9 protein-coding genes are annotated in these 11,293 nt (G+C 66.1%); 3 read left to right on the plus strand and 6 right to left on the minus strand.

Annotated features, from left to right (window positions below; all coding sequences use genetic code 11):
• From B2527_RS08305 to B2527_RS08320, 4 genes are all read right to left on the minus strand, one after another.
• A partial coding sequence (locus tag B2527_RS08305; protein WP_293707820.1) for an amidase occupies positions 1-1,283 on the minus strand: 1,283 nt, incomplete at its 3' end.
• Between the two features lie 10 nt (positions 1,284-1,293).
• Positions 1,294-2,691: a phenylacetate--CoA ligase family protein gene (locus B2527_RS08310; protein WP_293707822.1), complete on the minus strand. Its 1,398-nt coding sequence runs from the start codon at positions 2,689-2,691 to the stop codon at positions 1,294-1,296.
• Positions 2,688-4,079 carry an MmgE/PrpD family protein gene (locus B2527_RS08315; RefSeq protein ID WP_293707824.1) on the minus strand — a complete coding sequence of 464 codons (1,392 nt, stop codon included), beginning with the start codon at positions 4,077-4,079 and terminating at the stop codon, positions 2,688-2,690. Before B2527_RS08315 ends, B2527_RS08310 begins: the two co-directional genes overlap by 4 nt.
• The gene (locus B2527_RS08320; protein ID WP_293707826.1) at positions 4,079-5,437 is read right to left on the minus strand and encodes an MmgE/PrpD family protein; all 1,359 of its coding nucleotides are present in this window, start codon (positions 5,435-5,437) and stop codon (positions 4,079-4,081) included. Before B2527_RS08320 ends, B2527_RS08315 begins: the two co-directional genes overlap by 1 nt.
• Positions 5,438-5,574: 137 nt before the next feature.
• Between B2527_RS08320 and B2527_RS08325 the strand changes: the two genes are divergently transcribed.
• Together B2527_RS08325 and B2527_RS08330 are read left to right on the plus strand one after the other, a co-directional pair.
• On the plus strand, positions 5,575-6,819 hold the full coding sequence (locus B2527_RS08325) for an acetyl-CoA hydrolase/transferase family protein (RefSeq protein WP_293707827.1): 1,245 nt from the start codon (positions 5,575-5,577) through the stop codon (positions 6,817-6,819).
• 16 nt (positions 6,820-6,835) lie between these two features.
• A complete protein-coding gene (locus B2527_RS08330; protein ID WP_293707828.1) occupies positions 6,836-7,576 on the plus strand; it encodes a GntR family transcriptional regulator in 741 nt (246 codons plus the stop codon).
• Positions 7,577-7,867: 291 nt separating this feature from the next.
• Here B2527_RS08330 and B2527_RS08335 read toward each other — a convergent pair whose 3' ends face one another.
• Both B2527_RS08335 and B2527_RS08340 read right to left on the minus strand, forming a co-directional pair.
• Positions 7,868-8,059: a hypothetical protein gene (locus B2527_RS08335; RefSeq protein WP_057626798.1), complete on the minus strand. Its 192-nt coding sequence runs from the start codon at positions 8,057-8,059 to the stop codon at positions 7,868-7,870.
• A 2-nt stretch (positions 8,060-8,061) separates the two neighbouring features.
• Complete coding sequence (locus B2527_RS08340; RefSeq protein ID WP_293707831.1) at positions 8,062-9,573, minus strand: FAD-dependent oxidoreductase; 1,512 nt, start codon at positions 9,571-9,573, stop codon at positions 8,062-8,064.
• A 110-nt stretch (positions 9,574-9,683) separates the two neighbouring features.
• On the opposite strand from B2527_RS08340, the gene B2527_RS08345 reads away from it, so the two are divergent.
• Entirely contained in the window at positions 9,684-10,607 is a 924-nt protein-coding gene (locus B2527_RS08345) for a LysR family transcriptional regulator (protein ID WP_293707832.1), read from the plus strand.
• The last annotated feature ends 686 nt before the right edge of the window (positions 10,608-11,293 follow it).

Below are 11,293 nucleotides of genomic sequence, written 5' to 3' on the forward strand. Positions count from 1 at the left end.
AGCTGCATGCCGGCCGGCAGTTCGCCGGCGGCGACCGGCAAGGGCACTGACAACGCAGGATTGCCGGCCAGGTTGGCGTAGGCGGTAAGGTCGGCCTGGCTGGCCGGTGCCGCCTGCCCGAAGGCGAATGCGCGTTGCGGCGCGGTCGGCATCACCAGTACATCGCACTGCGCCAACCACTGCTGCAACTGCACCTGGCCGCGGTCGGCCAGCTGCGCGGCGGCGGCCAGCTCGGCGGCACTGCGGCCCTCGGCCCAGGACATCAGCTTGACCAGCAACGGCGAGAACTTGCTGCGATCACCGGCCCAGGCATCGGCATGCTCGACCAGCATCTCGGCCTCGCTCATCAACAGCCCGGCACGGCGAGCGCGGGCCGAGGCGAACGCCGGCGCTGGCAATGGCTGCAAGCGATGCCCCAGCCCGACCAGCACCCGCAGTCCGTCCTCGAAGGCGGCCTGCACGTCCGCCGCCACCTCGGCGGCATCGCCAAAATCGACCACACCGATGCGCAGACCAGTGGTCTCGGGCGCGCCATAGTGGATGGCGCGCGACTGCGCGCAGGCCGGATCAAACCCGGTCATCAGCTGCAGCAGCAGGCGCAGATCGCGTGCGGAGCGGGTCAGCGGACCGATATGGTCCAGGCGCCGGCACAAGGCCACCGTGCCACGGGTGCTGATCGCACCCCAGCTTGGCTTCAGCCCGACCACGCCGCAGTAGCTTGCCGGAATGCGCACCGAACCCATGGTGTCGGTGCCCAGCGCGGCCGCGCACAGGCCGGCGGCTACCGCTGCGCCGCTGCCACCACTGGAGCCGCCCGGCGTGTAGCCGTGGCGGTGCGGGTTATGGCAGGCGCCGTAGAACGGATTGTCGTTGTCCGCGCCCATTGCCGCTTCATGCATGTTGAGCTTGCCAACGATCACCGCGCCGGCCGCGCGCAGCGCCGCCACCGCAGGGTTGTCGTCCGTCGCCGGGGCATCATGACGGCGGGTTTCCATGCCGGCGGTGGTGACCATGCCGGCCACGTCGATATTGTCCTTGACCGCCACCGGCAGGCCTTCCAGCGGACGCGCGGTGCCATTGGCACGGCGCTGGTCCGAGGCCGCTGCCGCCGCCAATGCGCCCTGCGCATCGACGTGGATATAGCTGTTGACCTGCGCCTGGCTGGCGGCAATGGCCGCCAGCTGCTGGGTGATCAATTCGCTGCTGCTCACTGCGCCGGAAGCAAGCAGGGCCGACTGGGTACTCAGGTCGGAACTCAACAATGACGCGTCGGCCTTGCTCACGGGGTTTTCCTCAAGCGAAACGTTTGTCGATCAGGCGCACCGGCTTCTGCCGCACCTCGATGCCGGTCAGCGGCGCCAACGCACCCGGTGCGGCCAGCACGATGCTCATCTCAACACCCAGGCGCTGGCGCAGCAATGCCGCAAACTCCGCAGCCAGCTGTGCGTCATCCAGCGCGCCACGGGTTTCCACGTGCACGGCCAGATCATCGCGGCCACCTTCGTCACGGCTGGCCACGCAGATGAACTCGCCGGCAAAGGCGGCGTGCTCTTCCAGCACCGGTGCCATCGCCTGCGGGAACACGTTGATGCCGCGGATCTTGACCATGTTGTCGCTGCGGCCGAGGAAGCCCTCGATGCGGCGCAGGTTCATGCCCAGCGACGACGGCGTGGTCAGCACGCGGGTCACGTCATGGGTGTTGAAGCGGATGATCGGGTAGATGTCGTCCTTGTACAGGCAGGTGACCACCATGTCGCCGGTACCGCCATCAGCCACCGGCGCACCGCTGTCGACGTCAAGGATTTCGACGTACTGCGCGTCTTCCATCAGGTACAGGCCGTCCTGGTCCGGGCCCTGGCCGGCAATCGCGCCGGTGTCGCCCACGCCGTACCAGTCGTACAGCTCCACCCCGCCCCAGGCCGCCGACAGCGACTCGCGCGATTCACGGCCGAGGTGGCCGCAGATCATCCGCACCGGGATGTCCTTGCCCGGCACCAGGCCGTTCTCGCGGGCCACGTCGGCCAGCTTCTTGATGTAATCGGCAAAACCAACAATCACGTTGGCGCCCATGTTCTTCATCAGCTGCACCTGCTGCGCCGAGCGCATCTCGATGCCGGTGCCGGCCGAGCAGAACAGCGCCTGGGTGTAATGGGTCACCGCTTCGCGCACGTAGTGGCCGCCGTTGATCATGCCGTGGCCATACACCGAGTGCACCACGTCGCCAGGCTGCATGCCCTGCCAGCGGTACAGGCGCGCCAGCAGCAGGCTTTGCACTTCGCGCGAATGCGGCGAGAACACCAGCGGCTGCGGGCGGCCGGTGGTGCCGGAGGTGGTGTGGAACACCAGCGGCTTGTTGCCCGCCTCGGTGCCGTCCTGCCAGCCGTGGAAATCGCCCAGCGGCGGATTGGCTTCTACCGAGGCCATGATTTCGTGCTTGCCGAACACCGGCAGCTTGGTGATGTCATCCAGGCTCTGGATGTCTTCCGGCTTGACCCCGGCATTGCCCCACAGGCGCTGGTAGAACGGAATCTGCCAGGCGCGGGCCACGCAACGCAGGAACATCGCGTTCTGCTCGGCGCGCAGTTCCTCGCGGCTGATGTTCTTGAACTTGTCGGTGAAAGCCTGGTCCAGCGGGAACTGCTTGAGCAGCTCCTTGACATCGAACGACTCGAAATAGGTGGCGTAGGTCATGGGGTCTCGACAATCAGCAGGTCGACCAGCCGCCTGACATCGTCGATGTCCTGCAGATGGTCGAAGTGGGAGATCAGGGCATTGCGGTGGCCGGCATCGAACGGACGCGCGGCGTGGTCAAGGCAGTGGTGGAACTTTTCCAGTTGCTGGGCGCGCGACAGCGGCCGTTGCGGCGAGCCGATGGCGGCATCCCGGTGGTTGTGCAGCATCTGGCCATCGCGCAGGGTGACCGTCATCGACTGCGGCACCAACGCATTGGGGTCTTCGCAGTCGTTCGGCACCAGGCTGACCTGCGTGGCGAAGGCGGCCAGGCGGGTATCGGCCAGCTTGTCCGGCGCATAGGCCGACAAGCCGACCTTGCCATCCAGCAGCACGGTGCCCAGCAGGAACGGCAGGCACAGCCGCGCGTAGCTGGTTTCCATCGCCGGCTGGTAGCTGCGGCCAACCAGGCGGCGCACCAAGGGCGGCGCCTGCAGTTCGATGCGGGCGACGTTGTCCAGATCCAGGCCGTGCTGCTGGCGCAACTCCATCAGCATGTCCTGGGCGGCATGCGCGGCACCGCCGGTGGGGAACACCTTGTGGCTGACGGTGAGGATCTGCGCTTCGCCCGCAGCCAGTTTCCGCAGCGACGGGCCGACGTCGAACTCACCTTCAATCAACGGCAGGTAGCCGAACGGACCTTCCAGCATCTCGCGCGGCGCCGGGAAGCCATTGCGCGCCAGCTCCCAGCAACTCAGCGCGGCGCGCGCATTCAAGGCAACCTGCAGGGCCAGGGTGGGCGAGCCTTCCACGTGCGCCTGCATGGTGCCGGACAGGTGGCTGTAGGTCAGGCCGAGCGCGCGTCGCATCAACTCCTCATCGGCCCCGTGCAGGTGCGCGATGCCTGCCGCCGCACCCAGTGCACCGCACATCGACGGGCGGAAGAAGCGCATCGGTGCACGGCCGCTGATGCCGATCAGGGTGGCCACATCCACCGCCACGTTGAGCGCGGTGATCAAGGCCTTGCCGTCCACCACCACGCCATCGACAGTGGCGCGCTGTTCGGCCGCTGCCAACAGGGCCGACTGGATCACCGCCAGCGGATGCACCACCGCCGGCATGTGCACGCAATCAAATTCCTGGCTGTGGATCTGGTAGCCGTTGACCATCGCCACGCTGGCGGCCGGCAAGGGCTCGCCGGTCACCCAGACCCGCGCGCCGGCCCCCTTGCCATAGCTGGCAGCGCTGCGGCGTACCACCTGGGTCAGGGGCACCTGCGGGCCGGAGCCGGAAATACCGACCGCGGCCGAGTCCATCACGAAGACACGGGTTGCCGCCACCGCTTCGGTGGACAGGTCTTCAAAACGCAGCGTGCAGGCGTGCTGCAACAAGGCTTCGGTCAATCGCATCAGGTCACCCGCGCCAACATCGTGTTCAAGGCGTCCAGAGTGCCGCCCTGGGCCAGCGCCTGCACCTGCCCAAAGAGGGGTTGCGCCAGGCCCGCCGATACCCCTCCCCATTGGGCGAGCGCCAGTGCCTTGGCCAATACATCCTCGGCCGACATCGGGCACTCGGGGTCACCCCAGGCATCGATGCGCTCGGCCTGCAGTTGTCGGCCATCGGCCAGCCGCACCTGCACGCTGGCACCGTAATGCGTGGGGAAACGCTGGCTGCAGGCGGCGTCCTCGTGCAGGCTGATGCGCGCGCACCACGGTGCGAGCTCGGCATCGCTGCAGGCTTCGGCGGTGTAATGCGCCAGCTGCGGGCGGCCATGCACCAGGATCGAGGCCAGCGCGTGCTGCAGGCTGAACTTGGCTTCCAGCTCGGTCTGTGGCTGCGGACGATCGCAGAAACGCAGGGCTTCGGCATAGGTATGCACCTGCACGTGCTCGATCTGCGCCAGCTCGCCGGCATCCAGCTGCGCCAGCGAATCACGCAGGGCATCGATGGCCGGATGGGCGTGGCGGCAGGCCGGCCAGGGCTTGAGGCTGGTGCTGTGGATCAGCCAGTCGGCCTCGTCGGCAACCACCTGTTCCGGCACGGCATCCGGCGCGGTTGCGGCAAACAGGCCCTGTTCGCCTTCCAGTATCCTGCGCGGCCCACGCACGCCCGCCACCGCCAACTGCGACGCCAGCCAGCCACTGCGTGCGGCTTCGGCGTTGTGCAGTGATTTGGTCGGCACCGGCTCGTGGCGCATCTGCCACAGGCCACCGGTACGGCTGCCCGCGGTGCCCAGCGCATCGGCCAGCGATTCGGCCGGCAGGCGCAACACCGATGCGGCGGCAGCGGCGGCGCCAAACGCGCCCGCAGTGGAGGTTGGGTGCCAGTAGCGGTAGTGCGCCTTGCCCAGCGCCCGGCCGACGCGGATGGTGGCCTCGTAGCCGCGCACGATGGCATCGAGCAGGGCATCGGCATCGGCGCCTTCGGCCTGCGCCGCAGCCAGGGCCACCGGTATGACTACCGGACCAGGATGCAGGATGGCGCCGCGGTGCACATCATCCATTTCCAGCACATTGCCCAATGCCGCATTGAGCAGCAGCGCATCGGCGGGGCTACGGCGCCCAGCACCCAGCGCCACCACTGTGCCGGCCGCCTGTGCCTGCACCACGCTGCGCAGCTGCGCTGCCAGCGGGTAACGCAGGGCCGCCAGCGCACACCCCAGCCAATCCACCAGCAGCAAGGCCGCACGTTGCCGCGCGGCGGCGTCCACCGGCTGTTGCAGGCGTTGTGCAAGCTGTTCGGTAAGGCTGGCGGCTGGCGTGGTCATCGCGCGTCAGGGTCTCGTTGCTGGCCCGCCGCAGCGGGTTTTCGGGAAGGTGGAACGGTAACCGCGTGAAAGGAGCATAACCGACTTTGTCCGGACATATCATATGATCCGTTTCCCGAAGCCCGCAATCTGTGCCCATGCCTCGAATTCTGGATGCCGACACTTTCTTCGACTACCTCGCGCAGGGTCCCGAGATCTTCGCGCCCGGTTGTGCCGGCCATTCACTGTTGTTTGAACAGTGGCTGCGCGCCGGTGCCGAGCGCTGCGCCGGCCTGCGCTTCACCGGCGTGCACATCCCCACGGTCAATACCTTCGACTTTGCCGGGCTGCACCCGCAGGCGCGCCAGCGCAGCATTTTCCTGAGCGGCGACCTGCGCAGCTCGTGGCTGGAGGGCCGCGTCGACTACCTGCCCATGACCTATACCGCCACCTGGCGCTGGCTGCGCGAAAGCGTGGCCTTCGATACCGTGCTGGTGCAGGTGGCACCGCCCGATGAGGACGGCAACTGCTCGCTGGGCATTGCCTGCGACTTCACCCCGGCCGCCTGGCCGCGGGCCACACGCGTGCTTGCGCATATCAACCCGCGCATGCCGCGCACACGTGGGCCTTCCATCCCGTTGTCACGCATCACCGCTGCCATCGAGCAGGACGCGCCGCTGCTGGAAATTCCGGACCCCGCTGGCGATGCCGCGATGGATGCGGTGGCCGAGCAGGTGGCAACGCTGGTGGACGACGGCGCCACCCTGCAATTGGGCCTGGGCCGCCTGCAATCGGCGGTGCTGCGGGCAGTGCGCGAGCGCCGCAACCTGCGCATCCACAGTGGCATGGTGTCCGACGGTCTACTCGGCCTGCTGGAATCCGGCGCCCTGTCGCCTGCACCGGATGCGGTGGTGGCCGGCGTCGCCTTGGGTACACAGGCGCTGTACGGCATTGCGCCGCGCAACATAATGTTCCGTGAGGTGGGCCATACCCACGACCATGGCGTGCTGGGCGGTATTCCGCGCCTGACTGCCATCAACAGCGCGTTGTCGGTGGATCTGCTGGGCCAGGTGAACGGCGAATTCCTGTCTGGACGCCAACTGAGTGGCGTGGGTGGCCTGCCGGATTTCCTGCAGGGCGCTCGCCAATCGACCGGTGGTCGCGGCATCATTGCACTGCCTGCCAGCACCCCAAAGGGTGAAAGCAGGATTGTCCCGATGCTTCCCGCGGGGCCAGTGAGCCTGGCGCGCGTGGATGCGGGCTGCATAGTCAGCGAGCATGGCGTAGCCGATCTGCGCCATCTCGACGTCCATGCCCGAGCCCGCGCCCTGATTGCCATCGCCGCCCCCGAACACCGTGACGCCCTGCAGCGCAGCTGGCAGGAACTTTCGCTCAGACTTTGAACAAGGATCTGTACATATGACAGGTACGCGACGCAGCAAGCCCCGCTATGCCGAACTGGGTGACCTGCTGCAGACGGCGATCGAGAAAGGCGAATATGCCGTCGGTACCCTGCTGCCCACCGAGCTGGAATTGTGCGAGCGTTTCAGCGTCAGCCGCCATACCGCGCGCGCGGCGCTGGCGCAGCTGATCAGCGCCGGCCTGGTACAGCGTCGGCCAGGTGCAGGTACCCGCGTGATCGCGCAGAGCGCGGCCATGCGCTATGAACACGAGATCGACACCGTCGACCTGCTGATGCAGTACGGCAATACCACCCGCTTGAAGGTCCTGCAGGCCGATCGGCTGCAGGCCGACGCGGCGATGGCGCAGCGCCTGGACATGCACGAAGGCAAGGACTACCTGCGCCTGCACTGCCTGCGCCTGGAAGAACAGACCCGCGAGCCGATCGCGGTGACCGAGATGCTGATACCGGTGCGCAGCGGCGTACCTGCCGACAAGTTGCTGGAAGTCAGCGGCGCGGCGCGTGCACTGGCCAGGTTCCTCGATCCAACCCGGCTGTCGCGCGTGGAGCAGGTATTTGATGCCGCCTCGTTCGACGCGGCCGATGCCAAGCTGCTGGACATCAAGAAGAGCGAGCCGGCGATGCGCGTGCAGCGCCGCTACCGCGACACCAACGGTCGCCTGCTGCTGGTGGCCATCAGCCTGCACCCGCCAGGACGTTTTGCGTACTCGATGGTGCTGTCGCGCAACCATCGATAACGGCTGGATTGGGGCCGGAGTCGATTCTGGCTTTCGCCTCTGCCCTGAGGCAGCTTGCGCCTGTGCTTGTCCGCTTGCGGGGAAGCGCATGGCCCCTGGTAAATACAGCGACCGGGTGAGTCAGGGGCTGTTACGCCCGGGTTTGTGCAATGCCGCCTTCGGGCAGAACAGCACGGTGCTGCGCACCTCACCCTCTCCCCAACCCCTCTCCCGGGGGGAGAGGGGCTTCAAGCAAGCTTTCAAGCCTTCAGGCAGCGCTTCAGGCGACAGCGCTGCGCGGCGCTGCCGCGCTTACTTCTTGAACAGCAGCGCCAACACGCTGGGCCGCAGTGCCAACTTCATCATCTGGCGGAACTCCGCCGGCGTCAGGCTGGTCTTGCACGGCAGCATGCCGGCAACACCGTCCATCACCAGCAGGCCATCCTCGGCCTTGACGTCGTTGATGCGCACGTCCAGCTTCATCGCGGGGGTAGCAACCTTCATGCTCAGCCCTCCCAGTTGCCAAGACCAACGATTTCACGGCCTGCCGCGCGGCCGGAGATCATCGCTTCGGTCAGGTACGAGCCGTTCTGGTACAGGTCCGAGAACATCGAGCCCATCTCACCGGCTTCGTACAGGCGCGGGATGTGCTTGCCATCGTGGTCCAGCACCTCGGACTTGATGTTGCGGCGCGCGCCACCGCCAGTGCAGACGATCACCGGGTCAACACGCACGCCGTAGAACGGCGCCTGCGCAATCGGGAACAAGGTGTCCGGGTTGCGGCCAAAATCAGCATCGTGCTTGGCCGCACAGGCCGCGTTGTAGCGCTCCACTTCCGCGCGCAGCTTGGCCGGATCACGGTTGATCTTCACTGCCAGCTCTTCAATCGTGTCGGCCCGCTGGATCCAACCCTTCTCGATTTCCGCCGAGTTGTCATCGGACCATTTGTAGCCGCGCACCACCGGGTTCCAGCTCATCACTTCCACCACCAGCTTGTTGTACTGGCAGGTGATGGCATCAAAGATCATGTGCACCGGCTGCGCACGATAGTGCGGGGTGTCCACCCAATGGCCGTGCTTCTTTTCCTTGTAATGGGTGAGCTGCAGCTCGGCGGTTTCGTTGTAGAAGCGCTCGGTGTTCGCATCCACCTCGATCCAGCTGAAGCTCTGCCAGAAGAAATTGCGCAGAAAGCCGTTGACGAAGCCCTCCGGCTTGAAGCCCGGCCAGATGCCGCCCGACTGGCCCTGGTTGCGCATATGCCACAGATCGGCGCCGGCCTTCTGCAGGATCTTGATGCCGTCGCCGGTGTTGTGCGGCGTGCCCAGTGGTGCCGGGTTGGCCAGGCCGAAGTAATTGCGCTGCATGTCCAGGTTGGCTTCAAAGCCGCCGGTGGCCATCACCACGCCTTTGTTGGCACGGATGGCCACGCGCTGGCCGTTCTGCTCGGCAATGACACCAAACACTTCCAGCGTATCCGGGTCCTGCACCAGGTCCTTGAGCGGCGACTCGTAGGCAATCTGGATGCGCGGACGCAGGCGGATGTTCTCGCGGAAGGCCAGGTACACGCCCGAGGGAATCGGCAGGATGGTGGCCGTGCAATGCACAGCCTCGCGCGCACCGAACTCCGGGAACTCCAGCACCGCATCGCGCTCGGAGAAGCCGGTGCCATGGATGAACTGCGCACCGGCCTGGGCGGCGCGCTCCTGGATCCACGGCTCCAGCGCTTCCATCGCCTCGGACCACGGCACCAGCATATCTTCCGGGATCGGGTTGGCCACGCTCATCTTGCGCTGGTACTCGGCCAGCACCTTGGCGTTCTTGGTGATCAGCAACGACTGCCCGGCCACCCGGCTGTTGCCGCCGGTCTCGGCCTCGTTGGCCTTTTCCAGGATGAGGATGGACAGGTTCGGGTCCAGGTCATGCGCCTCGATGGCGGCGCACATGGCGGCCAGGCCAAAGCCGGCGATGACGAGGTCGTACTGCTGGTCCCACTGTTTGACGGCGTTGCGGCTGGCCATGGTTCCCCTCCCGGGAGATTGCGATAGCCCGACTATCAGCGCCCTGCCCCGGCAACCGCCAACCAATTCGCGTACGATCCACAACCATTGGTTGTTACAGCGCACCCACCATGGATCTACGCCAGCTCCGCTACTTCCTGTCCGTGGTTGAACACGGCAGTTTCACCCGCGCCGCCGCGGCCACCGGCCGCACCCAGCAGGCCCTGAGCAAGGGCATCCAGGCGCTGGAGCAGCAACTGGGCGCGCGCCTGTTCGAGCGCGGCAGCCGCGAAGCGCGGCTCACCGACGTGGGCCGCCTGCTGATGGAGCACGCCCAGCCCGCCCACGACGCGGTGCGCCGCTTCGAGGACCGCCTGCAGGAGCTGCAGACCGGCGCCGAGGGACAAGTGCGCATCGGCACCGGCCCCAGCACCGCCGGCTCGCTGGTGGCGCCGGCAGTGCTGGCCCTGCGCCGGCACTGGCCGAAGATCGGCATCCACGTCAGCGGCGGCATCCTCCCCGAGCTGCTGCCCAACCTGCTGGCGCGCGAGCTGGACGCGGTGGTCACCCTGCACACCTTCGGCGACGGCGACCCGGACCCGCGCATCAAGAGTGACGTGCTGATGCACGATGAATACCGTGTGCTCGCCAGCGTGCGCCACCCGCTGGCGCGGCAACGCGATATCACGCCGGCACAGTTGCTCGAGCAGGCCTGGATATTCGGACGGCGCCTGGGCGCGGTGGAGGCCGCGTTCCGGCAACGCTTCCACGAAGCCGGCCTTGAACCACCACTCAACACGATGGAAAGCGGCTCGCCGGAATTCATGCGCGCGATGATCCGCGACGGCGGCTATCTCACGTTGCTGCCCAGCCGTTTGGCGCAGGCCGAGTTGCTTGCCGGCCATTGGGTGAAGCTGGATGCACCCGGGTTTGCGTGGCAACGGCCGGTAATGGTCTACACCCGCGACGGCGAGCCACAAAGCGCGCCCTTGGCAAGGTTTCTACAAGCGCTGCGGAATGCAGCCGAGCAGGCGCAGGTGCGACAGGTGGAGTGAAGCGGCGTTTGCCCAGGCTTGGGTACTTAAGGACAGGCACAGGAGTCGCCTATGCATGCCACCACCACGGCCCTCCGCAGGTTGTTACACCGCAACAAAGCGGTCGCTATCTGTTATGACCGCTAGCTGGCGGTTATTGCTGGCCGAGACCCCTGTGTAGAACGCCGAGCATTCGAACACAAACATTTGATCCAGCGGGGGAATCTGCCCTGTTCCACGCAGGGAAAAAACGCGGGATACTCCGCGCTACACCGCTGTTAGGCGGTCCAATACGAGTTAGGTGCTGCATGAGCATGCCGCTCCCGATCAACGTGGTAATCCTTGCCTCATCGGAGGCCGAATTTCGTGGCATCAAGAAAGTGTCGAGGCTCAGAAAGCCTGGAGTTTCGCCGCGCTACTTTCTGCCTACGCTAGAAAGATCAGATAAATTCGCGCACTTCGCGAGCATTGACCAAGCCAGCATCACGCTATGGGTAGCATTGGATCAGCCTTCCAAGCTCAAATGCGAAGAGATAGCCGCTAGGCTACAATCAAGCCCGGGGTACAGTCGCGGGTTCTACGACATACACTTGCCAAATCCTGTTGTCAGCGCTGCAACCATGACTGATCTTCAACGGATTGTTGATGAGGTCTGGGAGGCATTCTGTGCAACATCGTGAGGCGGCACCTAACAATTCCGTAAGGAA

Source organism: Stenotrophomonas sp. UBA7606, from assembly GCF_002477705.1.
Taxonomy (GTDB): Bacteria; Pseudomonadota; Gammaproteobacteria; order Xanthomonadales; family Xanthomonadaceae; genus Stenotrophomonas.